Annotated in this window: 17 protein-coding genes and 1 pseudogene; 13 read left to right on the top strand and 5 right to left on the bottom strand. The window is 41.0% G+C overall.

Features of this window, described 5'->3' with window-relative positions:
- Positions 1 to 70: 70 nt before the first annotated feature.
- The 3 genes from V7K38_RS24515 (at position 71) to V7K38_RS24505 (ending at position 3,694) form a co-directional block, all read left to right on the top strand.
- Complete coding sequence (locus V7K38_RS24515; RefSeq protein ID WP_334861552.1) at positions 71 to 2,290, top strand: cation:proton antiporter; 2,220 nt, start codon at positions 71 to 73, stop codon at positions 2,288 to 2,290.
- Positions 2,287 to 2,784 carry a hypothetical protein gene (locus V7K38_RS24510; RefSeq protein ID WP_334861550.1) on the top strand — a complete coding sequence of 166 codons (498 nt, stop codon included), beginning with the start codon at positions 2,287 to 2,289 and terminating at the stop codon, positions 2,782 to 2,784. The genes V7K38_RS24515 and V7K38_RS24510 overlap by 4 nt, the downstream gene beginning before the upstream one ends.
- Before the next feature lie 70 nt (positions 2,785 to 2,854).
- The gene (locus V7K38_RS24505; RefSeq protein ID WP_334861548.1) at positions 2,855 to 3,694 is read left to right on the top strand and encodes an AMIN domain-containing protein; all 840 of its coding nucleotides are present in this window, start codon (positions 2,855 to 2,857) and stop codon (positions 3,692 to 3,694) included.
- Positions 3,695 to 3,730: 36 nt separating this feature from the next.
- Here the strand turns inward: V7K38_RS24505 and V7K38_RS24500 are convergent, their stop codons facing one another.
- The 4 genes from V7K38_RS24500 to V7K38_RS24485 all read right to left on the bottom strand — a co-directional run bounded on the left by V7K38_RS24500 (position 3,731) and on the right by V7K38_RS24485 (position 6,958).
- A complete protein-coding gene (locus tag V7K38_RS24500) occupies positions 3,731 to 4,270 on the bottom strand; it encodes a DUF3172 domain-containing protein (protein ID WP_334861546.1) in 540 nt (179 codons plus the stop codon).
- A 497-nt stretch (positions 4,271 to 4,767) separates the two neighbouring features.
- Positions 4,768 to 5,202, bottom strand: a complete 435-nt coding sequence (locus V7K38_RS24495) for a hypothetical protein (protein ID WP_334861544.1) — start codon at positions 5,200 to 5,202, stop codon at positions 4,768 to 4,770.
- Between the two features lie 169 nt (positions 5,203 to 5,371).
- Positions 5,372 to 6,118 (bottom strand): GDSL-type esterase/lipase family protein, encoded by a 747-nt coding sequence (locus V7K38_RS24490; RefSeq protein WP_334861542.1) that lies wholly within the window; start codon positions 6,116 to 6,118, stop codon positions 5,372 to 5,374.
- Positions 6,119 to 6,568: 450 nt separating this feature from the next.
- A complete protein-coding gene (locus V7K38_RS24485) occupies positions 6,569 to 6,958 on the bottom strand; it encodes a hypothetical protein (protein WP_334861540.1) in 390 nt (129 codons plus the stop codon).
- 857 nt (positions 6,959 to 7,815) lie between these two features.
- On the opposite strand from V7K38_RS24485, the pseudogene V7K38_RS24480 reads away from it, so the two are divergent.
- The 8 genes and pseudogenes from V7K38_RS24480 to V7K38_RS24445 all read left to right on the top strand — a co-directional run.
- Positions 7,816 to 7,996, top strand: a pseudogene (locus tag V7K38_RS24480) (Fe-Mn family superoxide dismutase); the annotation flags it as partial.
- A gap of 854 nt (positions 7,997 to 8,850) precedes the next feature.
- Entirely contained in the window at positions 8,851 to 9,372 is a 522-nt protein-coding gene (locus tag V7K38_RS24475) for a phycocyanin subunit beta (RefSeq protein ID WP_094328475.1), read from the top strand.
- 92 nt (positions 9,373 to 9,464) lie between these two features.
- Positions 9,465 to 9,956, top strand: a complete 492-nt coding sequence (gene cpcA / locus V7K38_RS24470; RefSeq protein ID WP_334861538.1) for a phycocyanin subunit alpha — start codon at positions 9,465 to 9,467, stop codon at positions 9,954 to 9,956.
- 163 nt (positions 9,957 to 10,119) lie between these two features.
- Positions 10,120 to 10,932, top strand: coding sequence for a phycobilisome linker polypeptide (locus V7K38_RS24465; protein ID WP_334861536.1), 813 nt, complete (start codon positions 10,120 to 10,122; stop codon positions 10,930 to 10,932).
- Positions 10,933 to 11,061: 129 nt separating this feature from the next.
- On the top strand, positions 11,062 to 11,931 hold the full coding sequence (locus V7K38_RS24460; protein ID WP_334861533.1) for a phycobilisome linker polypeptide: 870 nt from the start codon (positions 11,062 to 11,064) through the stop codon (positions 11,929 to 11,931).
- Positions 11,932 to 12,150: 219 nt separating this feature from the next.
- Positions 12,151 to 12,399 carry a phycobilisome linker polypeptide gene (locus tag V7K38_RS24455; protein WP_442940798.1) on the top strand — a complete coding sequence of 83 codons (249 nt, stop codon included), beginning with the start codon at positions 12,151 to 12,153 and terminating at the stop codon, positions 12,397 to 12,399.
- The gene (locus V7K38_RS24450; RefSeq protein WP_334861531.1) at positions 12,399 to 13,241 is read left to right on the top strand and encodes a HEAT repeat domain-containing protein; all 843 of its coding nucleotides are present in this window, start codon (positions 12,399 to 12,401) and stop codon (positions 13,239 to 13,241) included. The genes V7K38_RS24455 and V7K38_RS24450 overlap by 1 nt, the downstream gene beginning before the upstream one ends.
- Before the next feature lie 163 nt (positions 13,242 to 13,404).
- Positions 13,405 to 14,148: a HEAT repeat domain-containing protein gene (locus V7K38_RS24445; RefSeq protein WP_334861529.1), complete on the top strand. Its 744-nt coding sequence runs from the start codon at positions 13,405 to 13,407 to the stop codon at positions 14,146 to 14,148.
- A gap of 173 nt (positions 14,149 to 14,321) precedes the next feature.
- Here the strand turns inward: V7K38_RS24445 and V7K38_RS24440 are convergent, their stop codons facing one another.
- Positions 14,322 to 14,993, bottom strand: a complete 672-nt coding sequence (locus V7K38_RS24440) for an HD domain-containing protein (protein WP_334861527.1) — start codon at positions 14,991 to 14,993, stop codon at positions 14,322 to 14,324.
- Between the two features lie 182 nt (positions 14,994 to 15,175).
- Between V7K38_RS24440 and V7K38_RS24435 the strand changes: the two genes are divergently transcribed.
- A complete protein-coding gene (locus V7K38_RS24435; protein WP_334861525.1) occupies positions 15,176 to 16,720 on the top strand; it encodes a serine/threonine-protein kinase in 1,545 nt (514 codons plus the stop codon).
- Between the two features lie 89 nt (positions 16,721 to 16,809).
- Positions 16,810 to 18,180, top strand: coding sequence for a protein kinase domain-containing protein (locus tag V7K38_RS24430; protein ID WP_334861523.1), 1,371 nt, complete (start codon positions 16,810 to 16,812; stop codon positions 18,178 to 18,180).
- Positions 18,181 to 18,244: the final 64 nt, after the last annotated feature.

Raw genomic sequence — 18,244 nt, 5'->3', positions numbered from 1 at the left:
CAAGATTGACATTTTATAGTCTTTTAAAGAATCATCTGAGAGAAACCAGATAGTTAATTGTGAGGAAACCATGCACATAGTTATTCTCGTTCTGGTTGAAGTACTGATTGTTATTGGACTTTCACGGCTAGTAGGACTAGGATTCCGTTCTATTAAACAACCTCTGGTAATTGGTGAGATTGTTGCCGGGATTATGCTCGGCCCATCCTTATTTGGTTTAGTTGCTCCCGATCTAGCAGTTACCTTGTTTCCACCAGAAACTTTTCCTTTTTTAAATGTTTTGTCTCAGGTGGGACTAATATTTTTTATGTTTCTGATTGGACTAGAACTAAATCCAAAATATCTCAGTGGGCAATTAGAAGTAGCAATTTTAACTTCTCATGTCAGCATTTTGGTGCCGTTTTCTTTAGGAACATTGCTAGCGGTAATCCTTTATCCTCTAGTTTCCAATGCTAGTGTATCCTTCACAGCTTTTGCTTTGTTTTTAGGGGCAGCGATGTCGATTACTGCCTTTCCAGTATTGGCGCGAATCATTACTGAAAACAATTTACAAGGAACGCGTTTAGGAACATTGGCGTTAACTTGTGCAGCCGTGGATGATGTGACAGCTTGGTGTCTGCTAGCAGTAGCGATCGCAGTAGCTAGAACTGGTGACTTTGCTGGTGCTATACCTACAGTTATCGCCAGCATAGTTTACATCGGCTTGATGTTGACGGTGGGACGTTGGTTTCTCCAACGCCTTGCCAAACATTATCTGCGTGCGGGACGACTCAGCCAATTGCTGCTAGCTGGGATTTATATGGCAGTAGTGGCATCGGCATTAATTACTGAACTAATTGGTATTCACTTAATTTTCGGGGCATTTTTACTGGGAGCCGCCATGCCCAAAAACGAAGATTTAGTGCGGGAATTGGCTGTAAAAACCGAAGATTTTGTCCTGATATTTTTGCTGCCAATATTTTTTGCCTACAGTGGGTTAAAAACACAGATTGGCTTGCTCAACCGTCCAGAATTGTGGCTGTTGTGTGCCTTGGTTTTAGGAGTGGCGATCGCAGGCAAATATATTGGTACTTATGTTGCAGCCCGTGTTAGTGGCATTAGTAAGCGGGAAGCCTCGGCACTCGGTTGGTTAATGAATACTCGCGGTTTAACCGAACTGATAGTGCTAAACATTGGTCTAGAGTTAGGGGTAATTTCCCCCCTAATATTTACCATGCTGGTAATTATGGCATTGGTAACTACATTCATGACCTCGCCCCTCCTGGAATGGACATATCCGAAGAAGCTGATCAGGTTAGATGTTGTAGAACCGGAGTCGGAAGCAGGAACAGGTATAGACACCTCTGCTGGAGGTGAAATTTCGCCTCATCCTTTCCGAATTCTGGTGCCAGTAGCTAATCCAAGTACTCAAAAAGGTTTAGTACAGTTAGCAGTAGCTTTAGCGCAGCCCGCCGTCGGTATCGCTCTCAATTATCGATATCCTGCCATTGTTAATCCCCTCAGCCTGATTGAATTTGAAGAAGACTATGCCTTTGAAAGTACCCCAGTTGAAGCAGACAGATTAATTGCCCAGCGCCGCCGCCAGCTAGAAGAATTAATTAATACTCTCGAACCGCCAGAAACTCGTTCTTGTGTGCATCCTATCGTTCGCATATCCAGCAACGTTGCCCGCGAAACAGCACAGATTGCCACATTAGAACAAGCTGATTTAATTCTCGTGGGCTGGCATCGCCCAGCTTTTAGTAGTAATCGTTTAGGTGGACGAGTCGGACAAATGCTTACTACTGCACCAGTGGATGTAGCAGTGTTTGTAGATAAAGGCAAAGAGCGATTAGAAAGTTTACTTGTACCTTATTCTGCAAATATCCATGATGATTTAGCACTAATACTAGCTCTGAGGCTGCTAATTAATCGTGAGACTTGTATGTTGCAGATATTACAGATAGTGGCAAATCATACTAGCGAAGAATTGAGTTACGAACTGCACACGATGCTGGAGCAATTACCCACCAGTGTACGCGATCGCATTGAAATCAAAATTATCGAAGCCCCAGAACCAATCCAAGCTGTAATTCAAGCCTCAGAAGGTGTTGACTTAACTATTGCTGGTACTAGCCGCGCTTGGGGTATTGAGCGCCAAACTTTGGGAAGATATACAGATCAACTAGCGATCCAATGTCGTTCTTCCCTGTTGATTACTCGCCGCTACAGTCAAGTCACCGCCCACCTTGCCTCTATGCTTCCTGAAGTTAGTAGTCAAGAGCCAACCATTGAGGAATTGAAATTATGAATCATTTCAAGTTCAAATCCTTGGCTTTTTACGGAGTAGCAATAATTTCAGTACTACTGTTGTTTAAAACTGTAAGTGTTTATGGGGAAAACAATCTTAAGGCTCCTCCGAACGTTAACGGGCGCTATAGTCTAACTTTGTCAGAAAATTTGCCGAACTGTGAAAAATCGGATACTCTAACCTTAAATATTCAGCAATCGGGTATTTACTTAAATGCCTCTGTATTACCGGCAAACGCTGAGGCCGATACTGACGAAAAGCACTCTCTGGCAGGCATCTTTAGAAATCAACAATTAAATTTATCTGGGAAAGTTGGCAAATCAATCCTTTGTAATATTCCTCGCCCCCAAAACGATCCTCTGAACTCAGTCACAATTCAAATGCAACTTGTGGATAAAGGTAATCTGACAGGTCAATTAACCGTAAATGACATTCCACAAACCCTGAAATTTACTGCTGTGCCTGAAAAAGCCGAGGAGAAATCTCAGAAGTGATGAAGTGGGGAGTGGGGACTAAAGAGCAATGTGAGCGCATTGTATGGGTTTTATGGAGCAGATAAAAAGAATGAATCAGCGACTAAAGACTAGGCAATTTTGCCAATGGCGCAAGCAGCTATTTAACATCAGTCTATTAGGCTTTTGGACAGCGATCGCCCTCGAAACTTGCACTACTGCTGCTACACCTGGGGCAAAGCTAGATAATTGGCGGTTTTCACCCAAGACACAGCAACTCGAAATCACCCTCTCAGCAGGTACAACCCCTCATTATTTCTACTTAGCACAACCCTCTCGGCTTGTTGTAGATTTACCGAATACTAAGTTGGGCAAAGTTTCCACACAACAAAATTATTCTGGAGCAATCAAGAGTATTCGCGTTTCTCAATTGAACGCAAATGACACACGCATTGTCTTAGATTTAGCACCAGGGACTGCTTTTAATCCTAAACAGGTACAACTGCAACCCATTTCCCGAAAAAACTCCACTCGCTGGGTATTACGTCCGGTTTTTTCTGGTAAAACTACTGCCGTGAAACCAGGAAACTCCCCATCTTCATCTAAGAAACAGCCTCAAACACTGTATAAGCCACAGCCGCCTAGTAACTTACCCGTAACTAGTACTAATTTACAAGCGCCCTTACTCACAATTCCGCCGATATCAAACGATCTACCTTCAACAATTACTAATAACTCAGGGCAGCCTTTTGTCACTGTACCTCCCCTAACTCCGAATACATCCTCTCAACAACCTGCTTTGGTTCTTCCCCCTCCTTCTTTCCCAAATCAACCCGGTAACTTGAATAACATTCCTCCTTCTGGTGTGTCAGAATTTCCAGTTCCAACAACCCCCAATGTTTCCAATCCCCAGATTATTGAGTTTGGTCAACCTTTACCCAAAACTAAATAGGGCATGGAAAATCAAACCAATGCCCCATGCCCAATTCTAAAATCTGTCAGTTTCTTGAGGTGTTCCAACTGCTCCAGGTTGAGCCGTAAAGAAGTTTTGAGCAGCTTCATTTTGATATATACACCTAATATCAGGTTGGCCACTGTCTAAGTTACCTGTAAATCCAAAGGTATTCAGGCGATTTTTGCACTCATTTACCTGATCCGATGTCACCAACTTGCGTTGCTCTAAAAGCGCCCAGTTATTTTGTCGGATCACACATCCAGGACGCATACTCGGTTGGGCAACATAAACATTAAAAGGGTTGAGAGTAACAAACAGTCTAGCGTCCATCACCATCGCGCTAGCTCCATACTGCACACAAATTTCAGGGTTTGGTGCTTTAGTGTCAATAAATTCACGAGAAGCCACATTTGACGGGGCTAACGTAGTTGTAGAACTAAAAGCAATGCCAATTCCAATTCCCAAAATTAACACCCCTCCCATAATTGCGATGGTGAAGAGGTTAAACATAGGGGATTGGAAAATAGAGGGTTTAGAAGTAGTAGCCGATCTACCAGGGGGTTTACGTTTCATTGTTGCTTAATCACCTTCACGTCGATTTTGGAGGGAGTGGTCTAAAGTTTTCTCTCTATTTTCAGTATGCCTAGTCTGGACTGTAATTGCCTACAATTGTCTTTGCGATATTCTTGTTAATTGAGAAAAATAGCAAATATCTAAATTATAGTATGTGTAAATAATTAAAGGTTGGTAGTTATAAATTTAAGGTTAAAGCCCTGATTACGCTCTAATATCAATTTTACATTGTTTAGAGGATATCTCAGAGGTTTTTATTCGGTGCTTTTCACCAGGCAAGTTGCTTGAGCATTAAATTAATTATGGCGATATCAATGATCAATGAATGTTTATGTTGTCTCAAGTAGGATTTTATAATCTTTACTTAATCGTTTGCACCAATTAAACAGACTTATTAGTTTTCTCAACGAGCTAAGGTTTAGCTAAAAAAACAAAATCTTTGTATTTTTTATAACCTGTGATAAAACTCCACAGCCAGCTACAAACTTTTTGTGATGTTACAACCACTCTCCGCCCCGGAAACGCCAACGAAGAAATATAATCCGCATCAGGCTTTGTGAACTAATAAATACTGCTAGCCACACAACGCTATAGTGCAATAAAAAAACTGCTAACGGTAATTCTTCTTTCGGTAAAGGTATTGGTAAAAAACCAAACAATTTTACTCCACAAAATACAAATACTAATTCCCATATCCCTGCTAATAGTTGATAAGCTGCGGGCCAATCCCTGTCCCAACGAGATTTTTGGAGATAGTTATAAAGCACATCCCAACCTAAGCCAAATATGGCGACATAAGCAAGTATCCAGAAATAAACCGAGTTAGCACCAGGGCCAATCCAACCCATTGCAAAAGGTAAAGATACGAGTACGCCTACAGTTGCAAGTAATAATAATCGAGTTTGCCAACGACCAAATAAAGTTGGTGTCATAAAAGTGAAGAGACGCGATTAATCGTGTCTGTTAGAGTTTTTATAGATTGATTGTGAAAGAATGTTACGTCTATTTTCATTGAAAATTTAACACGATTGTGGTGCTTTTTGTGAGTATGGTAAATACAAGGATATAGGCTAACGCAAAAGCACCAACATATCTATATTATTAAGATGGTTTAAGATGATAATTAAATTGAGAATAGTAAGCTGCATTGGCAAAGCTTACTGAATGTATCGCATCCCAATCTATCACATCTTCTAACAAAGCTTGATAACCAAGTGTATTGGGATGAAGACCATCTTCACTCAAGTGTTTGAGCCGCCAATTTTCACCGCGTTTCATCCACTGCTCAAAAATATCCAAATATGGAATCTGCCTTTTGGTGCAAGCAATTCGAGTTGCTTCTTTGTAGCGGTACTGATCGGCATGATTATAGTAAAAACAATCCAAAAATGGCATCTTGGCTTCATCTACTGGCACCATGCCCACAAATAATACAGGGCAGAGTTGCTGTGCTAAATCTAAAAGAGTTGTAATTTCTTTTTCAAATAGGGTGAAATCTGTGTAACTTCGGCCATCGGGACGCGCCAACCGCGCTGAGTCATTCACTCCTACGGATAAAATAATCAAGTCTGGGACACGATTTCGCAGTTCACCACGATGGCGAAATTCAACTTCTAGCCTTTGTGCTACTTGTTGCGTGCGATCGCCTCTTACCCCTAAATTATAAAGAATATGACCGGGGCTATCCGGCAACATCCACCATCGTCTTAGTTGCTCAATCCAGCCTCCCTTTTCCGGATCGCCGAATCCATAAATTAAGCTGTCCCCCAGTGCGACAATCTTCATTGGCTGAAAGTTATTTGGTGGTACAGACAGCTGCATTGAGGAAGAAGCTAGAAATGTGTGCATTTAACAACTATATTTTATATCTTTACAAGATTCTATACATTTCTATACCATAGATGGCTATATTTAGTGTCTAAGCATCTATGAGTTTTCTAATTTTTGACATAGTTGCAAGGTGAATATTGTTGTAGTTGAGACTCAAAACGACTAGAGCGATCGCACTACGGACTTATGTAAAATATCTCTCAAACTCTGATATTATCAGTATTTTCTGCGCTTATATGGTAGCCTATAGTAAGCTGCTTTACGTGTACATTCTTCCGTAACTCGTGCGTAAGTTCTATTTATTTTAGATGTGCATGGGTGATATTTACGATAGGCTACACTTAAGCCCATTTGCCAAATAAGTGTGATAATTAAACCGTAAAGGGCAAGTTCGCATATAGCATATATTAATATTTGCCTACAGTGCTGTAGAAAGCAAAGATGTCATCAAATTGATAATTTTGATTCCTAATCAAAGGGATTTTTGGAGGAAATTTTTTTATTGCTGGGTGAGTATTCAGAGCAATTCATCGCTTCTTCTGTGAGAACAATAGAAGGATTTACTGCACATTTTAGATAATGATTATTAGAATAAAAACGGCAGTTTTGACAGGGAAGCTTGTGTAAATTTTTGACGGAAAAAGACATTTTATTATCTAAAAATGCCCGAATCTTTTGCATGATGACGAAAAAAGCTATCCAACCAATTATAAACCCAACAGGGGATAAAGATACTGCTACATCAGGGATAGTTAATTCATGGGTTTGTGCTTGCTCCTTTTTTTCACTACTCTTTACTACTTGATGTAAATTACTATTGACTAATACAGTTTTTTGCAAAATTTGCTCGTGATACATAGTATTTACCTTTTACTATATGTCTTTCATTCCTTTTTTTTGGAATATTAGGTGAATAACTAGTTATTGGAGAAAGTTCCAAATTATTATTGCTTGTTCCATAATGATTATGTTGATTACGCTCTTGATTTGGAATATTATTATTGATGAAAAAATAAAAATATAGCATTTTTAAAATATTGCCTTTAACCGATTTAACACAATTATAAAATTGTTTATATATTAATAATTTTAGGTAAAAAAGAACATGTTTAAATTAGGTTTATTCATAAATTTTTAACATTTAATTCATAATAAATTACTAGATAAATTAGATTTTGTCAGCAGAAATTTTAATGTTTACAAGCTTTTAATTATAGGTTTAGCAAAATAAGACCTCAGCTATATCTGCCAATAGTTTTGCTTATAATTTTTAAGTTATATATCCAAGGGAATAAATTAGATAATTGAGTTCTAAATAAATATTTTTATGTTAAGATATATTCAGAAATATTGAGAAAGTTTTCTGGATATTAAAGCTACATAAAAATATGCTTTGATTGTTGAATGTACTAGTTTATACTAATTTGCCATGAAGATGCACTTAGTTATTAAAGAAACCGCCAAGTACGCCATCGCGTAGCGTCTCGTAGAGAAGAGAGAAGGAGTAATAATTAAGTGCAAGCTCACAGAGAATCGGTATTAGGCAGGAAATAGGCAAGGATTAACGGGAAACAAAGCTCTTTTATCAGGACTAAGTTTTTTAACAAATAAAAATCTAAGTTACATTTGTTACAAGCTGCGCGATTAATTATTTTTGCCTTTGCAGCTTATCTAGTAAAGGTTTATTCCTGAATTGTGGCTTTTAGAATGCATTAAATAACCCGATTATGGACGGTTCATATCCAAATTATGGGTAACGATCTGTGGGAACATGCCTATTACCTGAAATATCACAACCGTCGCGCTGAGTATTTGAATAATTGGTGGAATGTAGTGAATTGGCTCCAGGTTAACAAGCGATACCTTTCTTTCCCTGCGGGACACTCTGTGAATTGAATGCTATAGGAACAGTAAGCTTCTCTACGGAATGCTAATGCAACTTTCAAAGAAAACCGTACAAAGCTACCTCTAGAGGTAGCTTTGTTGTGGGAGCTTCCTAAGAGGATGTTTGAAAAGTCTAAATTAATGCCAGCCCTGGCGATTGGAAATCGCGGCTACACAGACAAAACCTGCCTCCGCAGGTTTGAAATACCTAATTTTATGTTAGTCCGAGCAGGCGGACTTAGCCTGTGTAGTAGCGTTCGCTAAACGTGCCGGAGGCTCTATTATATTCGCCCAAAACTTTTCAAACAGCCTCTAAAGCTATACTAACAATCCTAAGTCTGCCGATTGTATTGTTTACTGTGGCTATGAACCCATGCCTGTAATGCAAACGCAGACATACTATAAGTATCTGTCATTGGTAAGAACAAGCAAGTAGCCAATACTACACAAGTTAAGAGTGCGATGCCTGCAGCGGGCTACGCTTACGCATTCTTTTAGAGATTTTTCAGAAACAAATTCTCCCCTTTTTATGGTATTGAGAGGAATTAATGCAGAATGTTAACTTGTGTAAACGAAATTAACAAACATAACAATAATTTGTAATAAATAATGATACGGCATCGTTGTATAAAGAGAACTTGGAAGTAAAAAACAACATCTTAATCAGGTTTTCCAGTCGTTCACAGAAGTTTGAAGTTTTTTAACAAAAGTTTTAATCTGAAAGCCTGGAGATCGTAAACTTATTTCGTGGATGTCTGTTTTAAACCTTTCGTAACTCGTCAGGCAGTGCTGACATCAAAAAAAGCTGAAGCACTCAGTTTTGAGTCCAATTATTCTTAACCAAGCAAATTAGGAGATTTAACGCAATGGTTTTAGATGCATTTGCAAAAGTAGTTTCCCAAGCTGATACACGTGGGGAATACCTCTCCGATGCACAATTGGATGCATTGAGCGAACTAGTAAAAGATGGTAACAAGCGTGCAGATGCTGTTAACCGGATTACCAGCAATGCTTCCGCTCTAGTTGCTGCTGCGGCTCGTGATTTGTGGGCAGAACAGCCCCAATTGATCACTCCCGGTGGTAATGCTTACACCAGCCGTCGCGCTGCTGCTTGCATCAGAGACTTGGACATCATTCTTCGCTACATCACCTACGCAATCTTTGCTGGCGATTCCAGCGTTCTAGATGACCGTGCCCTCAACGGCTTGCGTGAAACCTACTTGGCATTGGGAACCCCTGGAGCTTCAGTTGCTGTTGGTATTCAAAAGCTGAAAGCAGCTTCCCTAGCAATTGTCAACGATACAAACAACATCACCAGAGGCGATTGCAGCGCTTTAGCATCTGAAATAGCTAGCTATTTTGATCGTGCTGCTTCAGCAGTAGCTTAAGGCAGATAGTCCTGCTATTGAATGAGATAATTGTCCATTCATTAGGACAAAAGAAAATTTCAACCAAAAGTTTGTAAAAGGGAAATACCAAAATGACAAAAACACCTCTAACTGAAGCAATTGCATCAGCTGACTCTCAAGGTCGTTACCTCAGCAGCACCGAAATTCAAGTTGCTTTTGGTCGCTTCCGTCAAGCACCAGCTAGCTTACAAGCTGCAAAAGCATTGAGCGCTAATGCTCAACGCTTGACCGAAGGTGCTGCTCAAGCAGTATATAACAAGTTCCCTTACACCACCCAACAACAAGGCCCTAACTTCGCGTCTGATGCACGCGGTAAAGGCAAGTGCGTTCGTGATGTCGGCTACTACTTGCGGATTATCACTTATGCTTTAGTTGTTGGTGGTACAGGCCCCTTGGACGATTTCTTGATTTCTGGCTTGGCTGAAATCAACCGCACTTTTGACCTATCTCCTAGCTGGTACATTGAAGCTCTCAAGTACATTAAAGCTAACCACGGTCTAAGCGGCGACCCAGGTGTTGAAGCAAATTCCTACATCGATTATGTAATCAATACTCTAAGCTAGAGTGTTTCTTTAGCCCGGAGAGGAAATCAGCTCTTATGACAAGTGAGTTCTATGAGTTGTTTACCTCTCCGGGCAGTTTTATTTTCAAAAAACTGTTAAAAGACTAGAAAAAAAATTTTCTAAAAGTTTTCAGTTTTGCAGTTAAAACTGAGGAGGTTTAAAGATGGCAGCTTTGGGACAAGCAGCAAGGTTAGGAATTGGAGCGTTTGAAAACTCAGCACCTGTAGAACTACGCCCCGATAGAACTGAAGCAGATGTGGCAGTGGTTATCCGGGCAGCTTACCGTCAGGTTTTGGGTAATGCATATCTCCTAGAAGGAGAGCGTTTGGAGAGTGCAGAATCACTTTTACAACAAGGTTTAATCTCGGTTCGGGGATTTGTGCAAGCTATTGCTCAATCGGAACTCTATCGGGATAAGTATTTCCACTCCAATTCACAAACTAGGTTTATCGAGTTAAATTATAAGCATTTATTGGGGCGTGCCCCAGAAGATGAGTCAGAGATTTCGTATCATGTTGAGCTTTATAACTCACAAGGTTACGAAGCTGAAATTAACTCCTACATTGACTCATTAGAATATCAAGAGAGTTTTGGCGAAAATATTGTACCCTACTATCGAGGCTTTAAAAGTCAGGTAGGACAGAAAAATGTTGGATTTAGCCGACTGTTCCAACTGTATCGGGGTTATGCGAATAGCGATCGCGCCCAAGGACAAAAACAAGGACGGCTAACCTGGGAAGTCGCTAAAAATCTAGCTTCACCCATTTATCCAGTCTCTACTGGAGCCTTAACCGGTCTTTCTACAGGTGGTCGTGGGGAAACATATCGCATCAGAGTGCTACAAGTAGCTTCCCCCAATTCAACTGTAGTGCGCCGTGGAACTGCGGAATTGATCGTACCCTACGAGCAACTGTCTAGTAAATTGCAGCAGTTGAATCGCAAAGGCAGTAGAGTTATTAGCATTACTGCCGTATAAATAGGACTGGGGCTAGGGACTGGGGGCTGGGGACTGGGGGCTGGGGACTGGGAAAGAGTTTTCCCAATGCCAAGTACCCTATCCCTAATCCCCAGTCCCTAATTACTAATTACAAAAGGAAAATTACCAATGGCTATTACAACAGCAGCGTCCCGTCTAGGAACGGAACCTTTTAGCGACCAATCTCCTGTAGAATTGCGTCCCAATGCAAGTAAAGAAGATATAGAGAGAGTAATTGTTGCTGTCTATCGTCAGGTGTTGGGCAACAACTATATATTGGCATCTGACCGCCTCGAAAGTGCTGAATCTATCCTGCGGGATGGAAAAAATACAGTGCAAGAGTTTGTGCGGCAAGTCGCTAAATCAGAACTGTACAAATCCAAGTTCTTTTACGACAATTTCCAAACTCGCGTTATCGAACTAAACTATAAACATCTGTTGGGTCGTGCCCCTTATGATGAGTCTGAAGTGGTCTATCACTTGGACTTGTACCAAAACAAGGGATATGAAGCCGACATCGATTCTTATATTGATTCGTCAGAGTATCAATCGAGCTTTGGTGAAAATATAGTGCCTTACTATCGCGGCTTCAAAACCCAAACAGGACAGAAAACTGTCGGATTTAGCCGGATATTCCAACTTTATCGCGGCTATGCAAGTAGCGATACTTCCCAACTCAAAGGCAAGTCCTCCCGTCTTGCTGCTGAACTAGGTCGCAATAGTGCATCTGTTGTTGTTCCTCCATCTGGTGCTTCTTCTGGTTTTTCATACGTTCCTTCCGAAAAAGGTGTTACCCCCAACAGCACTTTTGGTGGTGCAGGAACTTTTGGCAAAGAAGGCAGACTCTACCGCATTGAAGTAGCAGGTGTTTTTGGTGCCGGATATCCTAGCACACGCCGTGTTAATCAAGCAGTAATTATACCTTATGAAGAACTATCTAGTTACTTCCAGAGAGTGGTAAAACAAGGTGGTAAAATAGCTAGTGTGAAACCTCTTTAGGGGTCTTGAACATTTGTACTTGTTCAATTCTGCGGAGGGGCATCTCGTAGAATTAAAACAAAGCTCAGTTAATGTCCGACGGGATACCGGGAGTCGCTGAGAAGCCCATACTCTATGCAAGCATACAGTGTGGGAGTATGTCACTGTAATTTGTCAATAGTCATTAATCGATGACTAATGACTATTGAAAATTTGAAATTTAAAACTTGGAAGTGATTTATGCTTGGACAAATTAGTAGTAGTCGTAACTTCCGGTATGAAGTAGTCGGTTTGCGCCAAAGTGAAGAAACCGAGAAAATGAACTATCCCATTCGTTCTAGTGCCAGTGTCTTTATCACAGTGCCTGAGAGCCGGATGAATCAAGAAATGCAGCGAATTACTCGCTTGGGTGGCAAAATAGTCAGCATTCAACCATTAAACGCTGAGACGACAACAAATAACGAACAAAGCGATCATCCTTCTTCCTAATGAATTCCAGTCCACAGAAAATTGAAGATTTATCATCGACAGGTGATGTTGACGGTGGATCTTTAACAGTAGAACAAGCGATCGCTAATTTAGAAAGTGCGGATTTAGGCTTGCGCTTTTATGCTGCTTGGTGGTTGGGTAGGTTTCGGATAGGTGAACCAGCTGCGGTTACAAAATTGATCGCAGCTTTAGAGGATGAAGCCGACAGGACACCAGAAGGCGGATATCCTCTGAGACGGAACGCAGCTAGAGCTTTGGGGAAACTAAGCGATCGCCAAGCAGTATCACCTTTAATTGCATGTTTAGACTGCTCAGATTTTTATGTACGAGAAGCAGCAGCACAATCCTTAGAAATGTTAGGCGATCAGGTTTGTATTCCCGCCTTAATCAAGCTGTTAGTAGTAGGCTTACAGGGTGAGGAACTTATCTCAGAGCAGCCTGATTTATCTCAACCCTACGAGGCCATTTTAGAAGCCTTGGGAACCTTGAGGGCGACTGAAGTTATTCCTTTAGTAAAGCCATTTTTAGAGCATCCAATTGAATTGGTGCAATATGCAGCTGCGCGAGCTATGTATCAATTAACGCAAGAACCAGCTTATGGAGAACGGTTGGTAAAGGCTTTGGCGGGTGAGAGATTACAATTACGTCGGGCAGTGTTAGCAGATTTGGGAGCCATTGGATATTTACCCGCAGCAGATGCGATCGCACAGACTCTTGCTGAAAATAGCCTCAAGCTCATTTCTCTCAAAGGATTACTAGAACATCAAGTCAATTACACTACACCAAGCACTTTGTCAGAAGGTGCGATTAAAATCATTAATTTGATGGACTCGTTGTTGTAGTCATAAATTATAAAGAATAAGTTCTTATTAATACGTTACAAAAAATGTTTTTAAACCCCCTAACCCCATTGCAAAATCAGGGTTAGGGGATTTATGCATGATGTCAACTAGGGATAACTGAAGTTAGAATTAGCTGACAGCTAATTACTCATGAGAAATTGTTATGAATAACAGCGATCTTGCCCAAATATTAATCCGTGCTGTAGAAGAAGCGGACTCTTCAGAGCGCTTAATAGACGCAGTTCAAGATTTAGCAGCAGCACATCTAGAGGAATCTGTTCCGACTCTAATTGCAGCTTTGGGCTACAACAATCCAGGGGCGGCGGTGGCGGCGGTAGATGGACTAATTGCGATCGGGGAAGCCGCAGTATCACCACTATTGAAACTAATTGATGACTACAACTATGGTGCTAGGGCTTGGGCGCTTCGTGCCTTAGCGGGAATTGGCGATGTTCGAGCGCTGGATACCTTGTTTGAGGCAGCAAAAACCGATTTTTCCTTAAGTGTGCGGCGGGCTGCTACTAGAGGATTAGGCACTTTGCTCTGGCATCAATTACCGCCTGAGAAAGTAGAATCTGTTCAGACTCAGGTACTAGAGGCGCTATTACTGATTTCTAAAGATCCAGAATGGGTAGTGCGCTATGCAGCAGTGACGAGTTTAGAAACATTGGCCATTGCGATGCCTGCGGCGGTAAACAACCCAGTAAGTTTACCCGATCGAGCGTCACGAATTACAAATCAACTACAGCAAATGCTCGATACAGATGTTGATCTCGGAGTTCGTACCCGTGTCAAGTTTGCACAAGAAAAAATTCAGCAGCAACAACATCAAGAAGTCTTTGCACCAAAAAGAAAGCTACAAGAAACTGAAGTTGATGTGCCTCATCGTGGCGGCGGCAGACGTTAAGCAATTCAAAATTTATCGTAGAGAAGTCAATGGTGAGGCATTACAGCATTTAGAAGTATTGAAATGGGTGAAAGTTTAGCTGCTATTGATAACCTGAAATAGGAATCCAATAATATGGAAATTAAAAAAGAGGAAAGTAGAGCAAGCCTTTTTAAGGAGAGTCACCTTCGAGTTCAGCAATTTTCATCAAAAACCATATCTTTAACCAACGACTGAATTTCTGCCTGGATATTGCCACGGGCGCAGGGTTCGGCGAACTCTGACATTAAAGGCGTAAAGTAGATATGCGATCGCTGTAAAAATTGTTCTAAAACCTGCTGACGACCTGTGATATAGTCCTTCTCTAGAACCCAGCAATATTCCTGGCGAATAGCATGGGCGTATTCTTTATACTCCACTGAGTTAGCAGCCAAAATCGCTAAATCTGCATCAAGTAGAACTTGGCTATCATAGTCATTCAGCGCAGCTTGGTGATCTTTAGTGTTTAGAATCAGACGGGTGACAATAGTTATAATACTTTCTGGAATACCTAAATTACTTAGCAATTCAAAAGCATAGTCTGCGCTTCGTTCTTCATTATCTTGAGCTTTAGTATCATACACTACATCGTGAAACCAGGTAGCTAGTTGAACAGTAGCTAGGTTATTGGTGTAGCCTTGCAAAATCTGAACTGTGCTGAGGACGCGATCGATGTGTTTGAGTGTATGGTAGTAGCGATCGGGAGTAGAGTAAGCTACTACCAAGGAATTAAAGGCTTTTTCAGCCGCTATCTGGTCAACACCAAAGGGTTTGAGTGTGTGTTGCCAGTTAGAAAATAAAATATCCATAAAGTTTTCTGTAGGCATAGAGTGAGTATACCCATTCTTAGTATTGGAAAAAACAAGTACATCCTGTTAAAACAGCAGTAGAAGACTTGAGGTACAACCTCACCTTCTGACTCTGTTGGTATAAAGAGGGAGAATTTTCCCTTCCCACAAGCTAAAAGTAGGGGTGCGATCGCGCGAATATATTTACAATTTATAAATCAATGAAACTTTGGACGCTCAATCAAAATCTGGACAACGGAAGATTCATTATACAAAAAGTCCTTGGTGGCGGTGGTTATGGTGTCACTTATAGCGCCATAGAACAGCCTACAGGTAAAGTAGTCGTTATCAAAACCCTTAACCATATTCAACAAAGTAAAGAGGACTTTCAGCAGCGACAGGTAAAATTTGTCAATGAAGCGTTGCGGTTAGCCAGATGTACTCATACCCATATTGTCCAAGTCTATGAAGTTATCCAAGAAGATGGACTCTGGGGCATGGTGATGGAATATATTGATGGGGAAGATTTAGGCGCTTATGTTGAGCAGCATGGACAATTGTCGGAAGATGAAGCTTTACGCTTCATTGACCAAGTAGGTGAGGCTTTAGAATATGTCCACAAACAGGGATTTTTACATCGAGATATCAAACCCAATAATATTATTTTGCGCGGTGGCAAATCAGAAGCAGTTTTAATTGATTTTGGGTTAGCAAGAGAATATACAATTGGACAAGTGGGGAGCATGACTAATGAGAGAAGCAACGGTTATGCACCCATTGAACAGTATGAAAGACAAGGCAATTTTGGTCATTATACTGATGTTTATGCCTTAGCTGCAACGCTATATAGTTTGCTCACAAAAGAAGTGCCTTTTCCTGCAAATTTTAGAGATAAGGGCATACTTTTACCACCACCAAAACAATTTAATCCGCAAATTAGCGACAGGGTAAATGATGCGATTATGAAAGCGATGGCGTTGCAACCCCAAGAACGTCTACAGTCGGTGTTAGAGTTTCGAGAATTGTTGGGTAGTGCGAGCATCCAACCACACCAACAGCAAGGGCAACAGTTAATTGCAAATATCAAAGGTTTAGAATTACAATCCCAAGAGTTTCCGCAATTGTTGTCATCTCAACAATTGCTGGAGATAGATAAAGAAGAATCAGAAGAAACCATATTGTTAGTGTCGCCAAAGCAATTGAATCCTCAAATTAGCGATAGGCTAAAGGATGGAGTTCTTAAAAATATGCTATTGCAATTCCAAAAAAGTTTACAATCAGCACCAGAGTATAGAGAAAAATCGCCTGAGATTAAGTTAATTTCTGCTGTGAATATAGACTACACCCGACTGCGAGATTTACTAGCAGCCGGAGAGTGGAAAGAAGCCAATGAAGAGGCGACACGAGTGATGCTAGGAGTCCCTAAAAGAGAAAAGGAAGGCTGGTTTCGCCCTCAAGATATTGACAACTTTCCCTGTGAAGATATCCACACCATTAACAAATTATGGGTAAAATACAGCGACGGGCGTTTTGGTTTTTCGATACAAAAACGCATTCATCAAAGTATGGGTGGAACCAGAAACTACGATAAAAAAATCTGGGAAGCTTTTGCCCATCGCGTCGGTTGGAAAAAAAATGGAGAATGGATATTATACTCTAGACACCTTTGTACCTGGAATTTAAATGCACCTTATGGACACCTTCCCCTCCCTCATCACGGTTTTATGTGGGGTTGTGGGTGTTTTCTTTCCCATAAAGATTTGTAGAAGGATGTAGGTGGGCTACGTATGAATCAATATTGTTATATCTAATACATGTAAGTTATGATCGTGGGCATTAATTTTCTATTTTTCAGATGCCAGATAAAATCATCCTCACCGTCATTCAGGGACAATTATTAGGACAGCAATATATTTTTGACTACCGCACTAGCTGCATCATCGGCAGAAGTCCAGATTGTAATCCCCAGTTACCAGATGATGAGAATCATCGGGGTATCTCCCGCTATCACTGTCTACTGGATATCAACCCCCCTGATATTCGGGTGCGGGACTTTGGTAGTAAAAATGGCACTTATATTAACGGTAAAAACATCGGCCAACGTAAACGATATCAAACGGTCGAAGAAGCTGTAAATCTCCAGTTTCCAGAACATGACTTACAAGCAGGCGACGAAATAAATTTAGGTCACACTATCTTTAAAGTGAGTATTGAAGCATACCAGGAAGAGAAAAATCCGTCAAACCTCGTTGCTAACAATGTTCCTGTCAACGAGAACCCGGTACAACAACAGCCTTATTTCTGGGAAATCATCACCCACTTCCTAAAATTGGCTGAAGGTGGCGATCGCAATTTCAAAGCAATTAGTGGTTATAATCTTGTCAAACTACTCAGCAGTAGTGAATTTGGAGAAGTTTATTTAGCACAGCATAATCAGTCTGGCAAATTCATAGCCCTAAAGGTCATGTTACCAGCAGTGGCAGCAAATGAATTCGCTGTGCAGATGTTTCTCCGGGAGACGGAAAACACCAAGGCTTTGCAACATCCTCACGTAGTGCAACTTATGGATTGCGGCTACTCAGAAATCATCTTCTTTTTTACAATGGAGTATTGTGAGGGCGGTACTGTATGGGATTTTATGCAGCGACTGGGTGGGCGATTGTCTATTGATATTGCTGTACCGATTATTCTCCAAATTTTAGATGGTTTGCAATATGCCCACAATGTTGAAATTCCTTATGTCAAACTGGCTGATGGGAAGTTTGGCAAAGGTAAAGGTATAGTCCACCGCGACCTAAAACCGAGTAATATCTTCCTTACTAATATTGATGGAAAACTGGTTGCTAAAATCGGTGATTACGGTTTATCTAAGGCATTTGACTTAGCTGGTTTAAGCGGTCAAACTTTGACTGGGACTCAAGCTGGTACTCCCGTTTTTATGCCTCGACAGCAGGTGCTTAACTTTAAATATGCCCAGCCGGAGGTAGATATTTGGGCAGTTGCGGCTTGTCTCTACAATATGCTAACAGGTAGTTTCCCCCGCAACTTCACAGGCGATCCCTTTCTGGCAGTTTTACAAAATGAACCTATACCAATTCGGGAACGAGATGCGACAATTAGGCAACCACTAGCACAGGTGATTGATTTGGCCTTAGTTGATAAGCCAGAAATCCACTTTAAGAGTGCAGCAGAGTTTAAGCAGGCGTTGTTAAGTGCGTTGTCCTAATAGAGTTTAGGCAATACTTCTCGGTTAGCGCAATTAGTCGTTGGAGATCCCCCCAACCCCCCTT

The organism is Nostoc sp. (assembly GCF_036917465.1).
Taxonomy (GTDB): domain Bacteria; phylum Cyanobacteriota; class Cyanobacteriia; order Cyanobacteriales; family Nostocaceae; genus Nostoc.
Note: the sequence above shows the minus strand (reverse complement) of the source record. Positions and strands in the feature narration are given on the sequence as shown.

Coding starts and splice junctions, on each gene's coding strand:
- V7K38_RS24515 (WP_334861552.1), top strand. CDS start 71: ATGCACATAGTTATTCTCGTTCTGGTTGAAGTACTGATTGTTATTGGA.
- V7K38_RS24510 (WP_334861550.1), top strand. CDS start 2,287: ATGAATCATTTCAAGTTCAAATCCTTGGCTTTTTACGGAGTAGCAATA.
- V7K38_RS24505 (WP_334861548.1), top strand. CDS start 2,855: ATGAATCAGCGACTAAAGACTAGGCAATTTTGCCAATGGCGCAAGCAG.
- V7K38_RS24500 (WP_334861546.1), bottom strand. CDS start 4,270: ATGAAACGTAAACCCCCTGGTAGATCGGCTACTACTTCTAAACCCTCT.
- V7K38_RS24495 (WP_334861544.1), bottom strand. CDS start 5,202: ATGACACCAACTTTATTTGGTCGTTGGCAAACTCGATTATTATTACTT.
- V7K38_RS24490 (WP_334861542.1), bottom strand. CDS start 6,118: ATGCACACATTTCTAGCTTCTTCCTCAATGCAGCTGTCTGTACCACCA.
- V7K38_RS24485 (WP_334861540.1), bottom strand. CDS start 6,958: ATGTATCACGAGCAAATTTTGCAAAAAACTGTATTAGTCAATAGTAAT.
- V7K38_RS24475 (WP_094328475.1), top strand. CDS start 8,851: ATGGTTTTAGATGCATTTGCAAAAGTAGTTTCCCAAGCTGATACACGT.
- cpcA (WP_334861538.1), top strand. CDS start 9,465: ATGACAAAAACACCTCTAACTGAAGCAATTGCATCAGCTGACTCTCAA.
- V7K38_RS24465 (WP_334861536.1), top strand. CDS start 10,120: ATGGCAGCTTTGGGACAAGCAGCAAGGTTAGGAATTGGAGCGTTTGAA.
- V7K38_RS24460 (WP_334861533.1), top strand. CDS start 11,062: ATGGCTATTACAACAGCAGCGTCCCGTCTAGGAACGGAACCTTTTAGC.
- V7K38_RS24455 (WP_442940798.1), top strand. CDS start 12,151: ATGCTTGGACAAATTAGTAGTAGTCGTAACTTCCGGTATGAAGTAGTC.
- V7K38_RS24450 (WP_334861531.1), top strand. CDS start 12,399: ATGAATTCCAGTCCACAGAAAATTGAAGATTTATCATCGACAGGTGAT.
- V7K38_RS24445 (WP_334861529.1), top strand. CDS start 13,405: ATGAATAACAGCGATCTTGCCCAAATATTAATCCGTGCTGTAGAAGAA.
- V7K38_RS24440 (WP_334861527.1), bottom strand. CDS start 14,993: ATGCCTACAGAAAACTTTATGGATATTTTATTTTCTAACTGGCAACAC.
- V7K38_RS24435 (WP_334861525.1), top strand. CDS start 15,176: ATGAAACTTTGGACGCTCAATCAAAATCTGGACAACGGAAGATTCATT.
- V7K38_RS24430 (WP_334861523.1), top strand. CDS start 16,810: ATGCCAGATAAAATCATCCTCACCGTCATTCAGGGACAATTATTAGGA.